Here is a 19,448-nt window from a genome sequence, read left to right on the forward strand (position 1 = left end):
TTGTTCTTATAAGCGGTTACTCAATCCGCCATCATAATCTTAAAGCCCCCTATCTCTCATTGCATTTTATTGTTTTCACCATAAATAACGCCTATTGCCAAACCGAAGATATTGGCATGTTTCGATTAAAGTGATACTGCAGTTGTGCTTGAAACAGCTCCGCTGTTGCTAACGCATCCGTCAGAGCATGGTGAGGTTGATAAGCAGGGAGGCCATATCTTTCACGAGCGTGCCCTAATCGTACAGAACCGGGTTTCTTGCCTTTCAACTTATTGATAAAACCTCTGCATTCACGGCGTTGTATCGCATACTCAATATCTAACGTATCAACAACAGGAAACTGTATCCCCTCTCCGATGCTATTTAGCAAGGCGTTATTAAAGAACTGCCTTTCAATGTTCTTGTAGTGAACAAGTACCACTTTGCCTGACAACGCATCCAATATTTCACCCAAGATCTGAGACAGCTGCGGCGCGTTTTTAACCTCAGAGTCAGTGATACCGTGAATAATGACAGAGTCGTGGTTTAACTCTCTGTTTGGGTTAACGACCCAATGAGCAGAGCCATTACATTGAACACGATCAATAGTAAACGGGACAAGTCCGATCGTGAGAATGACATCCTCTTCCGAGTTCAATCCTGTTGTCTCAAAGTCTACCGAGACAAATGGCACTTGTTCAATTGGTGTTTCCCCATTAACCATCGGTGTCGAATAATAGCGTTTGAGCCTCTCGTCTTTCGCTTCTTTAGCGAGTTGCTTGAACAACATTGACCACTCTGGCGTCTGGGATGTATCCAACAAGGGATGTTCTTTTTCTGCCTTTTTTGAGAACCACATCATTTGCTACTTCTCTGGTATCGAAACTTAATGAAGTTCTGTGCGTTACTTAGAATTTGAAATGCTGCTTTTAAGTTTCGACGTTCAAATTCAGACATGTTCTCCGGCTCAATGTTGTTGTCTGGCTCTTCTCCATTTTCTATATCAAGGGCTTGGTGACGAATTCGAACCATGTAGATTAGCTCCATCGCATCCCTTAAATCCAAACCTCGACCTTTCGGTAAAATGCCAGCATCATTAATGTCATCTAAACGGTCGAAAGAGTTTTGCGATCGCGAACCGATTGCCAAAGAATGCACCCGTATTAAATCGGCCAACGGAGCCGTCCCCCTTCGCTTCAAGTTAATCGAGTTGCGATGACGACCATCTTTCTCCATCACAAAGTCTTTGAAAAAGCCCAGTGGAGGCGTCCTACGTATTGCGTTATACGCCATACAAGCAAGAAAGCGGTTATTTCTTTTCGCTCGTCTCACAATAAAGCTGCTTAATTGCTCCGCCCATTTCACTCGCCCATGCACACCGAGGAGATCAAAAAAGATATTACTATTTAACAATCTCTCAGGGGTTGGATTGTCTATCCAGTTTCCAAAGCATTCTTCCCATTCTGCACGAGTTTTTCGCCATTCTGGGTTGGTAGCCATAATGTCTCCAGTACAATAAGCATAGCCGCATGCCGCTAAACCATCACAAACAAATTTCGCAAACTTTTCAAAGTACTCTCCGTGAATCTCAACGTCATAACTGTTATCGAGAATAAGCGCGTTATCTTGATCCGTTACAATTAGCTGCTCATCCCTCGCCATTGAACCCATTGCGACTAAACAATAAGGAATGGGCGCTGGGCCGAACTCTTGCTCAGCTAATTCAGCGAGGCGTTGTTTGAAACTACTGCCTATAACCGACATGGCTCGACCAATCATGTGCGCGTTGGCATCTTCATTGACCATTCTTACGAAACAGTCTTTTACTTGTTCAGAAACCTGCTTGAGATCCTCGACACTGGTTTGCTGAAAAATAGAGCTCACTAGCAATAGGCTGTTCTGAGATTCGTAACGAACGATGTCCGTCATGCCAATAATTCCTATCGGCTTTTTATCTTTTAAAATTGGTAAATGATGTACGTTGTAACGCAACATGGTTAACATGGCCTCAAACACATAGGCGTTATAATCCAATGAAACCACGTCATAACTCATGACCTCACTCACTGGAATATTGGTATCAATACCTTGAGCTAGTACGCGAATGCAAAGATCGCGATCAGTCAATATTCCAAGCAGCTGTTCATCATCTTCTTCTGTGAGCTCCTCTGTCGGGCGAATAATGAGCAGAGAGGTGACATTTTCCTCTGCCATTAGTATCGCAGCTTCCTGAATTGAAGCCGTTGCCTCCAGAGTTACTGGATCTCTTGCTAAGATTTTACGTGCCTTAGCGGTGGTAAAGTCATTGCTTTCGGAGCGGCTAGATATTGCGCTTCGCAAACGCGCGCTATCTTCCAGTTCCATGTAGTCCGCAAAGTTTTCAAACTCATCACAAAGTTCATTGAAGATGTTTTCCGGAATGCAGTAAACGAGAGTGTCTTCTATCGCTTTGGCTGGCATACGTACGCGGTTGTTCATCAACAACCCCATCTGACCAAACAGTCCACCAGCATCAATCCTGTTGTAAAGTTCACCTTTACGTCGATAAATCTCTACCGCCCCACTTCTCACCATATACAAGTCGCGGATCGTATCTCCGAAGTTAAGGATTTTTGTTCCTTGCCGAAAGTATGCAACCTCGGCATTGAGAGCAATTTTTCTAAGCTGCTCTTCAGGTAGGTCATCAAAAGGTGGGTACTGGCTAATGAAATTGAGCACTTCTAACTGTTCGGCTTCCATTTTTTATTCCATACGTTGCCTAAACTACAGCGATAAATATCACCCTGAGTGAAATCAAGCAATAAATAAATCTAAGGATAACAGTACCTAACCGATTTCACAGGACCAAGCCTTAACCAAAAATTAGAGCTCTAACCTTTTTATATGTAGAGCTCTAAGCTATCACGGCTTATATCTATGCAAGTGAGTTGAGTTGAAATGTACAAAAAAATTCAAAATAAATTCAACCCTACGTCAGGGCAACGTTATGGCGGATAAAAACACATCTCAAGCAATTGTTTTAAATATAAAAAACAAGAGTTAAACAGACCTTGCTCAACTAATTCTCTATGCACAGCATAACTAGTTAACCAACCCCCTTTCATTGAAAGTTGAACTAAAATTAATTAGAGTACAAATCGTTAAACAGTTATAAACACACAAAAAAGGACAGATAACATGGATCCCATACTGGAAGTTAAGGGACTGTATAAAGTGTTTGGAGAAGACCCAGAGAGAGCCTTCTCGCTTATCGACAAAGGCGTCGATAAAGACGGTATTTTTGAACAGACAGGTTTAACAGTCGGCGTAAACGATGTATCTCTCACCATAAATGAAGGGGAAATTTTCGTAATCATGGGCCTTTCTGGCTCTGGGAAATCCACCCTTGTTCGACTTCTTAACCGGCTCATTGAGCCGACTAAAGGCAGTGTTTATCTCAAAGGAAGAGATATCGCCCACATCTCCGAAAATGAACTTCGAGAAGTTCGTCGTAATAATATCTCAATGGTGTTTCAAAGTTTCGCACTCATGCCACACATGACGGTGATTGAAAATGCCGCCTTTGGTTTAGAACTTGCCGGCATCGACGTTAATGAGCGTCAGAAAAGTGCCCTTTCCGCCTTAGAAAGAGTGGGTTTAGACCCTTATGCAGAATCTTTCCCTGACGAACTATCCGGTGGTATGAAACAGCGCGTTGGTTTAGCGAGAGCGTTAGCTTGTGATCCAGACATCCTATTAATGGACGAGGCGTTTTCCGCTTTAGACCCATTGATCCGTTCTGAGATGCAAGATGAGCTTATTCGTCTACAGAACGATGACAAACGCACAATTGTCTTCATTTCTCATGATTTGGATGAAGCAATGCGTATTGGCGACCGTATCGCCATCATGCAAAACGGTGAGGTTGTTCAGGTTGGTACACCTGATGAAATATTACACAGTCCAGCAAATGATTATGTCGAAGCGTTTTTCCGCGGCGTAAACATCGCAAGTGTCTTGACAGCAAAAGATATCGCGCGCAAGAAGCCAGCGGCTGTTTTTAAGAAATCGGAAAATGACGGTCCAGGCTCTGCGATGCAGATTCTGATGGAACACGACCGTGATTACGGCATTGTCGTCGATAAATCTAGCCGATATTCCGGCATCGTATCTCTTGATTCACTACGTTTGGCTCATAAAGAAAACCGTTCGTTAGCCAGTGCTCAATTACCGGATGAAGTTACTCTTCAGCCTGATCAGTCAATTAATGACATTTTGGGTCTGGTTGCTGGTGTTCCTTATGCCGTGCCTGTCGTAGATGAGAAAGGAACTTACTTTGGTGTCGTGACTAAATCACGTCTTCTACAAACACTAGATAAGGATTAACACGATGTCTTCAGAGCAAACTAACAATGATCCCTGGTCAAATACTGCTCCTGCGCAAGATGATCCTTGGTCGCAAGGTACAGAGACCACGCCAAGTAATGATTGGCTCAACTCAGAAACTGTAGAGCAAGCGCCATTCGATATTATGAACCCATTCCAAGATGCGGTTTTACCCCTCGATAGCTGGGTAGAGTCCGGTTTGAACTGGCTGGTGGAACATGGTCGACCTGTTTTCCAAGCAATACGAGTTCCAATCGACTTTATTCTAACGTCGTTTGAAACTGCTTTGGTGTCTACACCTGCGCCTATAATGGTACTCATTTTATTTTTGCTAGCGTGGCAGTTTTCCAATGTAAAACTTGGTTTTTCTACTCTTGTATCCCTTGTTTTCATCGGCCTAATTGGTGCGTGGTCACAAGCGATGACAACGCTAGCACTGGTGTTAACCGCCGTTTTCTTCTGTTTGCTTATAGGGCTACCAATGGGGATATGGTTGGCAAGGAGCCAAACCGCTGCCAAATTTGTTAGGCCAATATTAGATGCAATGCAAACGACTCCCGCGTTCGTTTACCTTGTGCCAATTGTTATGTTGTTTGGTATTGGTAACGTTCCTGGCGTAGTAGTAACGATCATTTTCGCCCTGCCTCCCGTTGTGCGCCTGACTATTTTGGGTATTCAGCAAGTACCTGAAGAGCTTATCGAAGCTGGCCACTCTTTCGGGGCAAACAAAAAACAGATGCTTTATCGCATCCAGTTACCGTTGGCGTTACCAACTATCATGGCAGGTGTAAACCAAACCTTAATGCTGTCACTTTCTATGGTAGTGATTGCTTCAATGATTGCTGTTGGCGGCTTAGGCCAAATGGTACTTCGTGGTATTGGCCGACTTGATATGGGTCTTGCTGCCGTTGGTGGCTTAGGCATCGTTATTCTTGCGATTTTGTTAGACCGTATCACCCAGGTGTTAGGGGTTAATGCGGGCAACACTAAACTTCGCTGGTATCACACAGGTCCTGTTTCATACCTATTAAAACTGAAAACAAAGACGAACCAAGACGATCTAAAACTTAGGAGAAACATCAATGAATAATTCATGGAAGAAAGCGCTCTCTGTTGGAGCTCTAAGTACTATCGCATTTTCAACTTATGGTGTGGCAAGTGAACTACCGGGTGAAGGTGTCACTGTTCAGCCTGTTCAATCAACCGTTGCAGAAGAAACATTTCAAACGTTGATCGTAAACCGCGCACTTGAAGAGCTTGGTTACGATGTTAAACCGACCAAAGAAGTGGACTACAACGTAGGCTACACCTCTATTGCTAAAGGTGATGCTACTTTCTTAGCGGTTGGTTGGTTCCCTCTTCACGCCGATAAGTACACGATGTCTGGCGGTGATGATAAGTTCTTCCGTAAAGGCCAATACGTAAGTGGTGCTGCGCAAGGTTATTTGATCGATAAGAAAACCGCGGAAAAATATAACATCACGAACATTGGTCAGTTAAAAGATCCAAAATTGGCGAAGCTATTCGATGCAAACGGCGATGGCAAAGCGGACTTAACTGGTTGTAACCCAGGTTGGGGTTGTGAAATGGTTGTTGAGCATCAGTTGGATGCTTTCAAACTTCGTGACACAGTAACACACAACCAAGGTAACTACGCGGCGATTATCGCTGATACGATCTCACGTTACAAAAAAGGCGATCCGATTCTTTACTACACTTGGACACCGTACTGGGTAAGTGGCGTTTTAGTTCCAGGGAAAGATGTGGTGTGGTTAGAAGTGCCATTCTCTTCACTTCCTGGTGAGCGTAAGGACATTGATACGACACTAGAGAACGGTAAGAACTACGGCTTCGAGATGAACTCTATGCGCATCGTTGCCAATAAAGAGTTTACGGAAAAAAACCCTGCTGCTGCGAAGCTATTTGAAATCATCAAACTAAATATCAATGATGTTAGTGCTCAGAATATGATGATGAGCCAAGGTAAGAACAGCTCAGCGGACATCGAGTCTCATGTAAATGGTTGGATCAAAGCGAACCAGAAAAAGTTCGACGCATGGGTCGAAGAAGCGAAGAAAGCCGCAATGTAATCATGCCTTTATCAACCTCTAGAGCCAGTTGGTGTTATCAACTGGCTCTTTTTTTACACAAACGCCCCTCCCCCTTACATAGACATACCAACACTTACACTACTCGACCATAAACCCACATTATAATTCACGTTTATTTCACGCTTGCTTTGCTAAAAACAACACAACATAACAATTAAACTATTCGAATAAATATGAAAAACTTATCAAAGAGCTCTGTGTGGGGGCCTTTGCAGCCAATTGCTGCCTTTTCTTTGTTTTCGCTTCTATTTCTGTCTATCTCAAGAGTTTTGCTAGCTTTTTGGCAGATTGACCGTATTGACTCTCTAAACGACTTAATTTACATCCTAGGTCAAGGTTTGCGCGTAGATATTGCAACGCTTTGCTGGTTATTTATTCTTCCAGCACTGTTTTCAACCTTCATGCCATTAACCGGTAAGATGGGAGAGTGTTGGAAGCGAATATTACGCATATGGATGGTTTTAGGGCTTTGGGTGCTTGTATACATGGAGCTAGCAACAGCGCCATTCATTCAGGAATACGACCTACGTCCAAACCGCCTGTTTGTGGAATACTTAATCTACCCAAAAGAAGTCTTGAGTATGCTCTGGACTGGCTACAAATTAGAACTGTTTATTGGTGCGTTAGGTACAGTTTTAACCATCACTTTAGGTTGGAAGTGGAGTAAGAAACTGACCGATAAGGCGCAGCAGGTCAACTGGAAATGGCGACCACTATTGGCACTTTTCGTTGTTCTTTTTGGGGTTGCAGGTGCTCGCTCATCTTTAGGGCACCGCCCGCTAAATCCTGCTATGGTCGCCTTTTCTAACGATCCACTGCTTAACGACTTAGCACTGAACTCATCTTACTCATTGTTGTTTGCGGTTAATAGCATGAAGTCAGAAAAGAGCGCGGAGCAGTTCTACGGAAAAATGGACACTCAAAAGATGTTGGAATTAGTTCGCACTTCATCAACAAAGTCCGACTTCACCCCTTCATTACTCCCAACCATGAACAGTAACCTCGCGACTTACCAAGGTAAACATAAAAACTTAGTGATTTTGCTACAAGAAAGCTTAGGCGCCCAATTTGTCGGTGCTTTGGGTGGTTTGCCTCTAACACCAAACCTTGATGAACTCATGAAGGAAGGTTGGCAGTTCACACAAATGTACGCCACTGGTACTCGTTCTGTTCGTGGAATTGAAGCCGTAACCACGGGCTTTCCTCCATCTCCATCTCGCGCGGTAGTGAAGCTGAGTAAAAGCCAAACGGGTTTCTTTACCATCGCGGACTTACTGAAAGCTCAAGGCTATCACACGCAATTTATTTACGGCGGTGAAGCCAACTTTGACAACATGAAAACTTTCTTCTTTGGTAACGGTTTTGATCAAATAGTAGAAGAAGATGATTATAACAACCCAAGCTTTGTTGGCTCTTGGGGTGTTAGTGATGAAGATCTATATAACAAAGCAAACGAAGAGTTTGAACGCCTTTCAAAAAGCGACAAACCTTTCTTTAGCTTAGTTTTTACGTCAAGTAATCATAGCCCTTATGAGTATCCGAAAGGCAAAATTGAGCCATACGATTCAGAATATATGACGCGTAACAACGCCGTAAAATATTCCGATTACGCTTTGGGCACTTTCTTTGAAAAGGCGAAAAAGTCATCTTATTGGGATGATACCATTTTCATTGTAATTGCAGATCATGATGCGCGTGTTTCTGGCGCTAACCTTGTTCCGGTTAAGCACTTTCACATTCCAGCATTGATCCTTGGTAAAGGCATTCAACCACGTAAAGATGACCGCATAGCAAACAACATAGACATGCCGCCTACACTGTTATCTCTGATTGGGGTAGATGCTAAAACACCGATGATTGGTCGTGATTTAACGAAGCCACTGGCTCGCGAAGATGAACGCGCAATGATGCAATACGACAAAAACTTTGGTTATTTAACGCGCGACAATCTCGTTGTGCTTTCCCCTGGTGAAAAGATATCGACCCTGGCGTACGACTTTAAAGACCAAACCATGAAGCCGCTAGAGGTGGACGAGTCTATTATCGAGCGTGCAAAAGCAAACGCATTATTTGCATCTAAAGCGTATCAAAACAACTGGTATTCTTCCAAACACACTCATTAATACCAATGATTCCGCTGATAAAAAGGAGCTAAACGGCTCCTTTTTCTTATTCTGTCACTCACCTCGGGAATGTTCTACTGACAACTCCTGTCGTTCCTTTACGTTAGATTGCCCCTACTATTTCTAATTGATTAAGGAACAAACCATGCTGACTATCAATTCATTCGTTCTCTACGTTGAGGACATCCACATAAGCCAAGTTTTTTATTCGAAACTGTTCGAACGCAAAGTCACGCAGTTGTCTCCAACCTTTGCCGCTATTCCAATGACCGAAGGCTTAACGTTGACACTCAAGCAAAGAGATAATCTTTCACCCCACAGCGGAATTAGAGGTGGTGGCACCGAGCTGTCTTTATCAGTGCCCAACAGGCATACGTTAGAGCGCATTTACAAGCGCTGGAAAGACCTAGGTGTTGAGTTTGTTCAACCACCAGCGACATCAGTGTATGGGTTAAATTTTATGGCTATCGATCCAGATAAGCATCGCATTCGTGTTTTCATAAATGAATAAAAATGCGTTAAAAATGCTTTTTACCCATTCCCAATGTGACTTCAATAAATTAGACTCAAGGAAACATTAAAAGCGGCGTAGTAATAAGAAGGAATGCCCATGAGCTCAAGTATGATCCTTAGCGAATCCCTAATCGAGAGCGGAAGAGATATCCCCCTCAAAGAACTGCTTTATGCAAAGCGCGTGCTGGATAACTACATGGCAGTAGCCAAAGAAAGTAGCCCGCTTGAGCTATTAACTGAGATGAAATCGGCAGCAAAGCAAGTAGAATACTTTACAACGACGAGTAACCCGTGTGAGGCTCGTAATGTCATCAGTCAGATGATTGATAAAATCGACACCGCGGAATCTTTTGATTCGTTCAAAGCATTAGCAGGTAAGCCATCTCAAGCACTCAATGAACTAATTGAAGATCGAGCTCAGCTGATTAAACACGAACGAGAGCTCCTGCTCGCCTCAGGCTATGACGCCTCACGAATCTAATATACGAGCAGCCTTAAAGTCATAGCTAACAACGAAAAAGGAGCTCTTAAAGAGCTCCTTTTGCTTTTCAAAAATCGGATACAAAAGACTTAAAGGCCGATATCTTCCGTTATTGCTTTGATTTGTTTGAGGTCCATTTTATAGACTTCAATCATTTGATCGACCTGACTTAGTCGTGAATTAGCTTCGTCATGTTTATCACACGCGTCCGACTTCACGTCCCAAGATTTGCCTTCTAAAAATACGTCACACTCTTTCTTGAGTTTCTCAATCTTAGGTAATAATTTCGACCGTTCTTTCTCGAGAGACTCTAATTCTTGCGAAATTTTTAGCTCTTTCTGGAATACTTCGCGGGACCGCTCAAACATAGTCGCTTGCATATCCGCTTGACGACTCAACTTCTCATTTTCTGACTTCGTCGTGTTGATCTTATCTGCCTGCTGCTTCAATTGAGACTCTAGTGACAAGTTAACCTTCTCGACCTCAGTCAATTGCTTTTGCAACTTCTTAAGTGCTTTCTGATGAGCTTCATCTTTCGCGGCGAGTAACTCACTAACTTGGTTTTGTATCTCTTGGTCAAGCGCCTCTTCACGCACTTTTACTTGAGATGCCAACTGGGTTTTATCTTGCGTTAGTGCTTGATACTTTTCTTCTAATACGTGGTAAGTCGATTCCCACTTGTTCGCAGTGACAACCGATCCAACAAGGCCACCAAATGCCAAGCCTAACACCGCAGCGATTGCGATATAGATATGCGTACGTTTGTCACGCTCTTCAATGACAACTACGTCGTCTTGCTCTTCCATTTTGTTCTGAGAACTCACCGTATACTACTCCAAGGACTCTTTTACTTTGCTAGCGGATCAATTCCGCAAACATAATTGATGCTGTATAAATCAGAAATGCGCCAATTAATGTTATAACGGTCGCTTTTTGGACTTTTTCATTGGTTCGATAACGAAACAGCACAAATGCTACTGCAATCAACACCGCAATGGCTAATAATCTGGTCATACCGCCTCCTTGTCCACTCATGAAAAACTGCCTAGGTCCGTAGACTGTTTCACAAAGATTCATTGTAACCCATTTATACGTACCATAAGGTCAACTTAGCGTAGATTTTAAAATAAGTGCTCCGATTTTAATCAATTTTGTGTCCTTAATTGAATAACTTATGTCGTAACGGTCGAAACACATTTATCGTTCTGAAGTGTTTTTGGGTTCCATTCCCTAACCCAATAAATTTTATTTATGCCGTGACTCGCACAAAAAGATTGGCAAACATACCTTCATGAAAATTGATGAGGTTATTTCATTGAAAATAAATTGACATAGGGTGTTGAAATGGACCAAAAACATGATAGAGTTCACACGTTAATGATGACCAGCATCATTAACTAACCTTTACTCATTTAATTGAGTAATTGTTCCGATGAAGACTGCAGGAGAGTGGTTATTAATCAAATTTTAACATTTGATTAGCATAACTCGCCGAAGAATTAACTATTTCAGGTGCTACCTAGGTAGCGGGGACTGTAGTTGGAGGAACCTCTGGAGAGAACCGTTAAATCGGTCGCCGAAGGAGCAAGTCTTGCACTCACGCAAGGTGAAACTCTCAGGCAAAAGGACAGAGGAGTGGAAAGTTACAACCTAACTATTTTGCTTGGCCTTCCCGCCTACAACCAATAGCTTAGTTCTTTTAGAGATCGTTGATCTCGTCCTTTCCCTCTTCTCCTTATTAGTTGTTTTATTAAGGGGAAATCATGAACAACCTACAATCTTTACTACAAACCATCGATAATTTTGTCTGGGGTCCACCGCTGCTTATTTTGCTAGTAGGTACAGGGGTTTACTTCACTTTTAGCCTTGGCTTGATCCAGTTTAAACACCTCCCAACAGCGCTAGCGATGGTATTCAGTAAAGATAAGTCATCTAATACTCAAGGTGACGTTTCTAGCTTTGCAGCTCTTTGTACTGCGCTCTCAGCAACAATTGGTACTGGTAACATTGTTGGTGTTGCCACAGCAATCAAACTCGGTGGACCAGGCGCTCTATTCTGGATGTGGCTCGCTGCCCTTTTCGGAATGGCGACTAAATACGCCGAATGTTTGTTGGCGGTTAAGTACCGAAGAGTCGATGATAAAGGCCAAATGATTGGTGGCCCAATGTATTACTTGCAATACGGTGTTGGCTCAAAAGCTCTCGCGATCATGTTTGCAGTGTTTGCTTTGGGTGTTGCTTGTTTTGGTATCGGTACGTTTCCACAAGTAAACGCGATTCTGGATGCAAGTGAGATATCTCTTGGTGTTAACCGTGAGCTATCTGCCTTTGTACTAACTCTTTTGGTTGCTTTCGTAACTTTGGGTGGCATCAAATCCATTGCTAACGTTGCAGGAAAAGTGGTTCCTACCATGGCTGTATTTTATGTGTTGGCGTGTTTAAGCGTGATCATCATGAATGCAGACCAATTGTTCAATGCCGTTGAATTAGTGCTGGTTTCAGCCTTTACATCAACAGCAGCGACTGGTGGTTTTCTAGGTGCAAGCATCATGTTGGCAATCCAATCAGGTATCGCTCGCGGTGTGTTCTCAAATGAATCTGGTTTGGGTAGCGCGCCTATGGCAGCAGCAGCAGCGAAGACAGACTCTTGTGTTAAACAAGGCCTAATTTCAATGACGGGTACCTTTTTCGATACCATCATTATTTGTACCATGACAGGCCTTGCTCTAATCCTGACCGGTGCATGGCAAAGTGACCTTGCAGGTGCCGCGATGACGACTCATGCTTTTGCGGTGGGTTTAAATGCAGATACATTTGGCCCTATGCTCGTCTCAATCGGTTTGATGTTCTTCGCTTTTACCACCATTCTTGGTTGGAACTACTACGGTGAGCGTTGCGTTGTGTTCCTGTTCGGAACTAAAGCTGTGCTTCCATACAAACTGATTTTCGTCGGCTTGGTGGCATCTGGTGCATTCCTTCACCTCGATATGATTTGGCTACTGGCTGATATCGTAAACGGTCTGATGGCAATTCCTAACCTAATTGGTTTGATCGCACTGCGTCACGTCGTACTGGCAGAAACCAAACTGTTCTTTAGCTCAACATCGCAATCAGGTGAAGTTGAAGCAGTGAAAGCTTAGTGAAACGGCAGGTTTGCGGTCACAAACTACCAGTCACAGAGAGCAAAACACATTAGAAATGGTAAAAACACATAGCCCGCTATTATTTAGCGGGCTTTATTTATCTTCGGTTAAATGGTTAATCTCTCAACCATTGATGCTCAACGTTTTCTCCACGTTCTTCAAAAAACTTCGCATTTTTTTGCTTGAATTGATCCGCTTTCAACTCTGATAGCGGCCAGTCTAAAAATGCTTCTGTTACAAACGAGTCGCCGACACCAACCTCAATCGATTCCAGATGTTTCCCGATGTAGCGATAAAAGTAGCCTTGCCCAAACGCATCGCACACCATAGGTACATGCCTAACACGTTGATGATTGACAGAGACCGAAGCCCAAGTTGTCGTTTTAGGTTCACAGGTTTGCTCTTTTACAACGTCAACCTCAAATTTATTGTCCATAGTTGTCGAAACAAAAACGACAATAGCGTCATGCAAATACACACGCCTGAGCAATAACTGTTTAGTGTCTTGAGTTCGCGTTTGTTGTATTCCATTAGCAAAAGGCTCGAAGTAGCCCCAGTGCCAAGACCAGATCATGCCGCGTTGCGCAAACTGTACTTGTGGCCACGTATGCCAAGCAACAGCGGCACCTATCCCCACAATAAATACAGCGAGTAGTATCAACAATCGATAAATATTACGCATTAAACGGGTTTTTCAATTAATAACTTCACACCAAGTGCGACTAATACTGCGCCCGTCGCGCCTTCCATCCACTTCATAAAGCTTGCATTCTTTAGTAGATTTTTAGCCGAGTTAAGCGCGCCAGCTAAACCACACTGCCAAACCATCGCAATAGCAAAGTGTACAGATGCCATCATCATTGATTGAAGCAAGGGTGAACCTTCTGGATTCACAAACTGTGGCAAGAAAGCCAAATAGAAGACCGCCGTTTTCGGGTTCAAGACGTTAGAAAGAAAGCCCTCTCTAAAAGAGCGCTTACCATTAAACACTTCGTGAATCTGCTCGGTCACGGTCAATCCATCTTTCGACGACATTAGCGCTTTTAAACTGCTCAAACCAAGCCAGATAAGATAAGCTGCGCCAATCATTTTTACGATTTGGAACAACTCTGCTGATTGCGCAAGAATCGCCGAGATACCAACCGCAGAAAAAAAAGCATGTACGAATAAGCCAAAGCAAATCCCTAGACTGGTTGTACATCCATCTTTTAGGCCCGATCGGCTAGTGTTACGGATAACAAGTGCAGTATCTAAACCTGGCGTTAACGTTAAAATCGTAATGGCAATAATAAATGCCTCGAAATTCAAAATATCCATATTATCGTGATAATTAATTGTCAATCCTTCATCAATACCGCCAATCCACAAGATTCGCAAGCTTCTTTTTTAAGAGAGCTATACAACTGGGTGAGTTTATGGACAATGGGTTGGAGTTAATTGTTAATTATTAGTAAATTAACGCAGGTTGCTTAGTGCAACACCATATGAAGGACCCGTTATCGGGTGTTTAGGGAAAGAACAAAAGAATAAGAGTAGTCACATGAACGCATTTACAAAACTCGTTGAACATTCCAAAAAAGTGGCAAATTTTGAGCATCTATCAGCCATCATAGATTGGGATCAAGCGGCGGTCATGCCACCTGGTGGCGCTGAAGCACGCTCGAATGCCACGGCAGAGCTCGATGTACATATCCATTCTTTAATGACTCAACCGCACTTGGGAGAGCTTTTCGCTCAGGCAGAAGAAGAGACGCTGTCTACAAAAGAAAAATCTATCCTAAGAGAAATGAAGCGTGGGTGGCAGCAAGCTAACTTACTACCAGAATCATTAGTTCAAGCTCAATCTCTTGCTGGCTCCAAATGTGAACATGCATGGCGTACGCAACGTGGAGAAAATGACTGGGCTGGTTTTGAAAAGAACTGGGCTGAAGTCGTAAAGCTATCGCAGGAAGAAGCGCAAATTAGAGCCGAAGCAAATGGCACGACTCCTTATGATGCCATGCTCGATGTTTATGAACCTGGCACAACGTCTGCGTCGTTAGACATTCTTTTTGCTGACGTGAAAACCTGGCTTCCTACTTTGATCGATGAAGCGCTTGAAAAACAACAATCAGACAACATCTTATTGCCAACTGCACACTACCCTGCGGAAAAGCAAAAAGCGCTCGGTTTGGAAGTCATGAAGCTACTTCAATTCGATTTTGAACACGGTCGACTTGATGAGAGTACCCACCCATTTTGTGGCGGTGTACCGACAGATGTGCGTATTACGACACGTTATAATGAAAACGAGTTTGTCCAATCATTGATGGGGATTGTCCACGAAACTGGCCATGCTCGATACGAGCAAGGGCTACCAAAAGATTTATCAGGAACACCCGCGGGAGAAGCTCGCTCTATGGGTATTCATGAATCACAATCACTCTTCTTTGAAATGCAAATAGGACGAAGCAGCGCGTTTATCGATCACCTCGCTCGACTGGCTTCTAACCATTTTTCTGGTAGTGAGTTCGAAAAAGACAATTTAGCCAAAATTTACACTCGCGTAGAAAAAGGCTTTATTCGCGTAGATGCTGACGAACTAACATATCCTGCTCACGTTATTCTTCGATATGAAATTGAGCGAGATCTCATGAACGGCGTCATCAAACATACAGATGTACCAGAACTCTGGAACGAAAAGATGAAAGCGTACTTGGGGCTATCAACCGAAGGAAACTTCAAAAATGGCTGTATGCAAGATATCCATTGGACAGACGGAAGTTTTGGCTATTTCCCGTCCTACACGCTCGGTGCGATGTACGCTGCACAATTTATGGCAGCAATGAAACAAACCGTCGATGTAGATGCGGTTATTCGTTCTGGCGACTTAGCTCCGATATTCAATTGGCTCTCGGAAAACATCTGGAGTAAAGGTAGCTTATTCACCACTGATGAGTTGGTAAAACAAGCCACGGGTGAAACACTGAATGCTAAACACTTTCAAGCTCACCTAAAAGATCGCTACTTATAAAGCGAAAAGAATAGAAAGTAAAAGCCCAAGGTTCGTATGTTCCTTGGGCTTTTTGTAGGCTCTCTATGTGTTATGCCAAGCTAGGGATGAGCCTAGGCTTGTACAAACAGTCCTCACCCTCTGGTCTAGTTTTAAACCGACGATGAAGCCACATATACTGGCTCGGACTTGCCATGATTGATGTTTCAACTATTTGATTCACGAATGCGGCGGCACGTTGATGATCCTCTTTCGGGAAACCTTCGACGGGCGCACTAATGGTTAGGGTATAGTGTCCGTCTTTTCCTCTTACCATCGTAAAAGGCACAATGGCGCAATCTGTAGAATCAACCAACAAACTTGTACCTGTCGTAGTACAAGCATTTTTAACGGCAAATAACGGTGCAAATGTCGAGCGTCGGTTACCATAATCATGGTCCGGTGCATACCAAACCCGCTCACCCGTTTTAAGTGCTTCAAGCATGGCTTTGACGTTTTTACGATCAATCAGTGTACGATTAGAGCGAGAGCGTCCCTTATACTGAAAATAATCAAAGCACGGATTATTGTTTGGGCGATAAACACCGGTTCCAGACTTTTTAATGCCAAAAGCTCGAGCACCTAACTCTAGATTCATTGAGTGTACGGCCAACATTAATGCACCTTTGCCTGACTTCTCTAAAGCCTCTAGATGCTCCATGCCTTTTATCGTGACGTGTTTGTTTACCCGTTTATCTGACCAAAACCATGCCATTGCGGTCTCAAAAAGTGCGATGCCAGTATTGTCGATGTTGTCTTTTAGAATTGCTTCGCGTTGGCATTTTTCCATATGAGGGAAGCAAAGCTCAAGATTGCGTCTGATCGTAACTTGACGTTTTCTCATGAATCGCATAGCTAAACGACCAATGTTGCGTCCCAAAGCTAGTTGAACTTTAAAAGGAAGGAGGCTAAGTAAGTACATCACGCTAATGATAATTAACGTTCCCCAGTAACGAGGCAAAAGAAATTCGGCCTTGAATGCAGGCTTTTTGTATTTGTTCATGTAAGTATTGTCAGATGTGCCCATCTATAAGTGATAAAAACAATGATAATGGACTGCACTTTTATCATTGATAACGCTAATAACATAAATTAAAGCGCGCGGATTCTATGGTTCTTCGACACACTACACAATAAGAACTTTGCAGAAATATGTAGGGAATGAAAAGCAGTAAAGATGAGTCGCCACGTTAACATCTATCGGAGTGATTTATCTACTGCCCTTTCCTAAAGTTTGAAGAAACATAACTTTGTATTTTCAATGCGCTAAATAATGTCTATTTTTCAATCACATAATGCGACTGTTATGAATACAACAATAAGACGTCATATCAATACTCGCCATTAGCGATTGAATTTGCACTAAAAAGCCGCAGCAATTTCTCGCAGCGGCTTCTTATTCACTTAACAAGTAGAGTGGCGTTATTCGTGCCCTACAGTTTTGGATAATAAATTTACGATCAACACACCAGCGATGATAAACCCAATACCAACTAGGGCTGGTAAGTCTAGACGCTGTCCGTAAACAAAGTAACCAACCGTCGCAACCAAAACGATCCCAGCACCACTCCATATGGCATAAACAACCCCAACAGGCATTGTTTGCACTGTGACGGAAAGCAAGAAGAAAGCGATGCCGTAACCAATCAAAACGACTGTGCTCGGCATTACTTTCGTAAATTGCTCTGTTTTGGGAATATAAGAAGTGGCAATCACTTCACATACAATCGCTATCGACAGCGCCAACATTGGTGGCATAGAGACAAGCATTTTGAACATAAGGCATTAACGCTCAACAGAAATGTAACCGACAACATGTCCGGATAATTAGGCCGCGCATTATACCCAACTCATCTCACGATGGAATACCACTAACGATGTTTACACACCATCACTTTCGCTTACTTTTTGATGACCAGGTGAAAGGCTGACGTTTTGGTGCTGACGAGAAATTTCAAAGTAGATATGCATATCAATCGGCTCAGGTGTATTGAGTAGCATCTTACCTACTTCACGTTGGAAATGACCATAATTACCTAGCTCATCCGTTAGTTCTAGGAGCTCGTAAGAGGCTTCATCGGCAAACATTCCATACGCATACTGATAATGACTGATATCCTTGCTCTTATCATAACCCAGCTTTTGAAGAGCTTGATCAATCTCTTCCGGCGTATAAATGTCTTTATCACCAAACGAATGCAGTAGCACGCAAGGAACTTCTTGAGCGATGCTCTGAATCTTTGTCTTTCTCTTGAAAATACCGAACATAATGTCCTCCACTGACGATGTTTCCAAACATGCACATTAATGCAAAATGGTGAGCTGATTGTTTTTAGTATGGCTCATTAATTTGAGACTTCCTTACTACGAAGTCACCTTCACATATTAACGTGATCGCATAATTACCAGCAAATAGTACACACTGCGTTTCAAACCTATCTCATCAGAAACTCTGCTTTAGTCACAATTGTGTGACAACCCCGAGTACGGTTTACCATAATGTAAAGAGTAGATTGAAAAGTCGGATTTCGTATCGACATCTAAACTTAATTAAGTTAGCTTTAGAAGTATAGACGTCTAGATTGACTATACTTAGGGAGAGAAAGTCGTGCCAATTAGAATTCCAGATCAATTACCAGCTACCGATGTATTAAGGACAGAAAACATCTTCGTGATGAGTGAAACGCGTGCAGCGAGTCAGGAAATACGTCCTTTAAGAGTACTGATCCTTAATCTGATGCCAAAAAAAATAGAGACTGAAACTCAGTTTCTGCGTCTACTCTCAAACAGCCCACTACAGGTTAACGTCGAATTACTGCGCATTGATAACCGCCCGAGTAAAAATACGCCAACTGAACATTTAGACACGTTTTATCGCCAATTTGAAATGGTGCGAGATAAAAACTTCGATGGCATGATCATTACTGGGGCTCCATTAGGTTTGGTGCAATTTGAAGATGTCATTTATTGGGATCATCTCAAAACCATCATGGAGTGGGCAAAAGATCATGTGACATCCACTCTTTATGTTTGCTGGGCTGCGCAAGCAGGGTTAAAGCTACTCTACGATCTACCTAAAAAAACGCGTAAAGAAAAACTTTCAGGCGTGTATCATCATCAAATCCATCATCAGTTTCACCCTATCTTACGCGGATTTGATGACACGTTTTTGGCTCCTCACTCGCGTTACGCAGATTTTTCGCCTCACTTTCTAGAAGAGCATACTGACTTAGACATTTTAGCGACATCGGATGTCGCAGGTGTGTACTTGGCCACCACAAAAGACAAACGAAATGTCTTTGTCACAGGACACCCTGAGTATGATTCTCACACTTTACATAATGAATATATCCGAGATTTAAGCGAAGGTATGGAGCCCGCTATTCCTGTCAACTATTACCCAAACAACAACCCAGATAACCCACCAATTGCAAGCTGGAGAAGCCATGGACACCTCCTCTTTTTAAACTGGCTGAACTACTGTGTTTATCAGCAAACACCGTACGACCTCGATCACTTCAGTGAAGATGCTTTCACTAAAGACGATTAGCTTCAAAATAAGCAAACAAAGCACTCATCATTACCGAAATGTAATATGTGAACCAAGCCGCCATATGGCGGCTTTTTCATAACAGTTTGCAAACCTGATCGCATAGTGTTTTTTCCTCAATAGGCTTTTGCTAAGTAATTCATATCATGCAG

The 19,448-nt window shown here is 42.9% G+C and carries 18 protein-coding genes and 1 riboswitch; of the genes, 9 read left to right on the forward strand and 9 right to left on the reverse strand.

All coding sequences use genetic code 11. The annotated features are described in order from the left end of the window. Nucleotides 1-91: 91 nt before the first annotated feature. Both R7P74_RS01005 and R7P74_RS01010 read right to left on the reverse strand, forming a co-directional pair. Nucleotides 92-841, reverse strand: a complete 750-nt coding sequence (locus R7P74_RS01005; protein ID WP_318122545.1) for a 3'-5' exonuclease — start codon at nt 839-841, stop codon at nt 92-94. Further along, on the reverse strand, nt 838-2,718 hold the full coding sequence (locus R7P74_RS01010; protein ID WP_005377775.1) for a DUF294 nucleotidyltransferase-like domain-containing protein: 1,881 nt from the start codon (nt 2,716-2,718) through the stop codon (nt 838-840). The genes R7P74_RS01005 and R7P74_RS01010 overlap by 4 nt, the downstream gene beginning before the upstream one ends. A gap of 438 nt (nt 2,719-3,156) precedes the next feature. Between R7P74_RS01010 and proV the strand changes: the two genes are divergently transcribed. The 6 genes from proV (at nt 3,157) to R7P74_RS01040 (ending at nt 9,572) form a co-directional block, all read left to right on the forward strand. After that, nucleotides 3,157-4,344 (forward strand): glycine betaine/L-proline ABC transporter ATP-binding protein ProV, encoded by a 1,188-nt coding sequence (gene proV / locus R7P74_RS01015; protein ID WP_270007313.1) that lies wholly within the window; start codon nt 3,157-3,159, stop codon nt 4,342-4,344. Nucleotides 4,345-4,348: 4 nt separating this feature from the next. Continuing rightward, a complete protein-coding gene (gene proW, locus R7P74_RS01020; protein ID WP_005385701.1) occupies nt 4,349-5,434 on the forward strand; it encodes a glycine betaine/L-proline ABC transporter permease ProW in 1,086 nt (361 codons plus the stop codon). Next, nucleotides 5,427-6,434 carry a glycine betaine/L-proline ABC transporter substrate-binding protein ProX gene (gene proX / locus R7P74_RS01025; RefSeq protein WP_054865582.1) on the forward strand — a complete coding sequence of 336 codons (1,008 nt, stop codon included), beginning with the start codon at nt 5,427-5,429 and terminating at the stop codon, nt 6,432-6,434. Before proW ends, proX begins: the two co-directional genes overlap by 8 nt. A 194-nt stretch (nt 6,435-6,628) precedes the next feature. Beyond that, complete coding sequence (locus R7P74_RS01030) at nt 6,629-8,578, forward strand: LTA synthase family protein (protein WP_318122547.1); 1,950 nt, start codon at nt 6,629-6,631, stop codon at nt 8,576-8,578. A gap of 145 nt (nt 8,579-8,723) precedes the next feature. Next, nucleotides 8,724-9,089, forward strand: coding sequence for a VOC family protein (locus R7P74_RS01035; protein ID WP_017820936.1), 366 nt, complete (start codon nt 8,724-8,726; stop codon nt 9,087-9,089). A gap of 99 nt (nt 9,090-9,188) precedes the next feature. Next, entirely contained in the window at nt 9,189-9,572 is a 384-nt protein-coding gene (locus R7P74_RS01040) for a hypothetical protein (protein WP_054576467.1), read from the forward strand. A gap of 89 nt (nt 9,573-9,661) precedes the next feature. Here R7P74_RS01040 and R7P74_RS01045 read toward each other — a convergent pair whose 3' ends face one another. Further along, nucleotides 9,662-10,396: a chromosome segregation ATPase gene (locus R7P74_RS01045; RefSeq protein ID WP_017820934.1), complete on the reverse strand. Its 735-nt coding sequence runs from the start codon at nt 10,394-10,396 to the stop codon at nt 9,662-9,664. Nucleotides 10,397-10,427: 31 nt separating this feature from the next. Continuing rightward, nucleotides 10,428-10,586 carry a hypothetical protein gene (locus R7P74_RS01050; RefSeq protein WP_005377784.1) on the reverse strand — a complete coding sequence of 53 codons (159 nt, stop codon included), beginning with the start codon at nt 10,584-10,586 and terminating at the stop codon, nt 10,428-10,430. Nucleotides 10,587-11,113: 527 nt separating this feature from the next. Then, nucleotides 11,114-11,213: riboswitch (glycine riboswitch) on the forward strand. 122 nt (nt 11,214-11,335) lie between these two features. Here R7P74_RS01050 and R7P74_RS01055 point away from each other — a divergent pair. Continuing rightward, nucleotides 11,336-12,712, forward strand: a complete 1,377-nt coding sequence (locus R7P74_RS01055) for an alanine/glycine:cation symporter family protein (protein ID WP_005377785.1) — start codon at nt 11,336-11,338, stop codon at nt 12,710-12,712. A gap of 118 nt (nt 12,713-12,830) precedes the next feature. On the opposite strand, the gene R7P74_RS01060 is transcribed toward R7P74_RS01055, so the two are convergent. Then, nucleotides 12,831-13,397, reverse strand: a complete 567-nt coding sequence (locus R7P74_RS01060; protein ID WP_005385713.1) for a hypothetical protein — start codon at nt 13,395-13,397, stop codon at nt 12,831-12,833. Continuing rightward, entirely contained in the window at nt 13,397-14,032 is a 636-nt protein-coding gene (locus R7P74_RS01065) for a LysE family translocator (RefSeq protein ID WP_017820932.1), read from the reverse strand. The genes R7P74_RS01060 and R7P74_RS01065 overlap by 1 nt, the downstream gene beginning before the upstream one ends. Before the next feature lie 223 nt (nt 14,033-14,255). On the opposite strand from R7P74_RS01065, the gene R7P74_RS01070 reads away from it, so the two are divergent. Further along, nucleotides 14,256-15,728 (forward strand): carboxypeptidase M32, encoded by a 1,473-nt coding sequence (locus tag R7P74_RS01070; RefSeq protein WP_005377788.1) that lies wholly within the window; start codon nt 14,256-14,258, stop codon nt 15,726-15,728. Between the two features lie 70 nt (nt 15,729-15,798). Here R7P74_RS01070 and R7P74_RS01075 read toward each other — a convergent pair whose 3' ends face one another. From R7P74_RS01075 to R7P74_RS01085, 3 genes are all read right to left on the reverse strand, one after another. Then, nucleotides 15,799-16,749, reverse strand: coding sequence for an LpxL/LpxP family Kdo(2)-lipid IV(A) lauroyl/palmitoleoyl acyltransferase (locus R7P74_RS01075; RefSeq protein WP_137281935.1), 951 nt, complete (start codon nt 16,747-16,749; stop codon nt 15,799-15,801). A 419-nt stretch (nt 16,750-17,168) separates the two neighbouring features. Further along, nucleotides 17,169-17,504, reverse strand: coding sequence for a DMT family transporter (locus tag R7P74_RS01080; RefSeq protein ID WP_069593657.1), 336 nt, complete (start codon nt 17,502-17,504; stop codon nt 17,169-17,171). A gap of 123 nt (nt 17,505-17,627) precedes the next feature. Further along, on the reverse strand, nt 17,628-18,014 hold the full coding sequence (locus tag R7P74_RS01085; protein ID WP_005377791.1) for a DUF6559 family protein: 387 nt from the start codon (nt 18,012-18,014) through the stop codon (nt 17,628-17,630). A gap of 340 nt (nt 18,015-18,354) precedes the next feature. Between R7P74_RS01085 and metA the strand changes: the two genes are divergently transcribed. Continuing rightward, entirely contained in the window at nt 18,355-19,296 is a 942-nt protein-coding gene (metA, locus tag R7P74_RS01090) for a homoserine O-acetyltransferase MetA (RefSeq protein WP_005377792.1), read from the forward strand. Nucleotides 19,297-19,448: the final 152 nt, after the last annotated feature.

This window comes from Vibrio sp. 2033 (genome assembly GCF_033339735.1).

What these genes read in the sequence shown, in the direction of transcription:
- R7P74_RS01005 (WP_318122545.1), bottom strand. Translation starts at nt 841, where the DNA reads ATGATGTGGTTCTCAAAAAAGGCAGAAAAAGAACATCCCTTGTTGGAT.
- R7P74_RS01010 (WP_005377775.1), bottom strand. Translation starts at nt 2,718, where the DNA reads ATGGAAGCCGAACAGTTAGAAGTGCTCAATTTCATTAGCCAGTACCCA.
- proV (WP_270007313.1), top strand. Translation starts at nt 3,157, where the DNA reads ATGGATCCCATACTGGAAGTTAAGGGACTGTATAAAGTGTTTGGAGAA.
- proW (WP_005385701.1), top strand. Translation starts at nt 4,349, where the DNA reads ATGTCTTCAGAGCAAACTAACAATGATCCCTGGTCAAATACTGCTCCT.
- proX (WP_054865582.1), top strand. Translation starts at nt 5,427, where the DNA reads ATGAATAATTCATGGAAGAAAGCGCTCTCTGTTGGAGCTCTAAGTACT.
- R7P74_RS01030 (WP_318122547.1), top strand. Translation starts at nt 6,629, where the DNA reads ATGAAAAACTTATCAAAGAGCTCTGTGTGGGGGCCTTTGCAGCCAATT.
- R7P74_RS01035 (WP_017820936.1), top strand. Translation starts at nt 8,724, where the DNA reads ATGCTGACTATCAATTCATTCGTTCTCTACGTTGAGGACATCCACATA.
- R7P74_RS01040 (WP_054576467.1), top strand. Translation starts at nt 9,189, where the DNA reads ATGAGCTCAAGTATGATCCTTAGCGAATCCCTAATCGAGAGCGGAAGA.
- R7P74_RS01050 (WP_005377784.1), bottom strand. Translation starts at nt 10,586, where the DNA reads ATGACCAGATTATTAGCCATTGCGGTGTTGATTGCAGTAGCATTTGTG.
- R7P74_RS01055 (WP_005377785.1), top strand. Translation starts at nt 11,336, where the DNA reads ATGAACAACCTACAATCTTTACTACAAACCATCGATAATTTTGTCTGG.
- R7P74_RS01060 (WP_005385713.1), bottom strand. Translation starts at nt 13,397, where the DNA reads ATGCGTAATATTTATCGATTGTTGATACTACTCGCTGTATTTATTGTG.
- R7P74_RS01065 (WP_017820932.1), bottom strand. Translation starts at nt 14,032, where the DNA reads ATGGATATTTTGAATTTCGAGGCATTTATTATTGCCATTACGATTTTA.
- R7P74_RS01070 (WP_005377788.1), top strand. Translation starts at nt 14,256, where the DNA reads ATGAACGCATTTACAAAACTCGTTGAACATTCCAAAAAAGTGGCAAAT.
- R7P74_RS01075 (WP_137281935.1), bottom strand. Translation starts at nt 16,749, where the DNA reads ATGAACAAATACAAAAAGCCTGCATTCAAGGCCGAATTTCTTTTGCCT.
- R7P74_RS01080 (WP_069593657.1), bottom strand. Translation starts at nt 17,504, where the DNA reads ATGCCACCAATGTTGGCGCTGTCGATAGCGATTGTATGTGAAGTGATT.
- R7P74_RS01085 (WP_005377791.1), bottom strand. Translation starts at nt 18,014, where the DNA reads ATGTTCGGTATTTTCAAGAGAAAGACAAAGATTCAGAGCATCGCTCAA.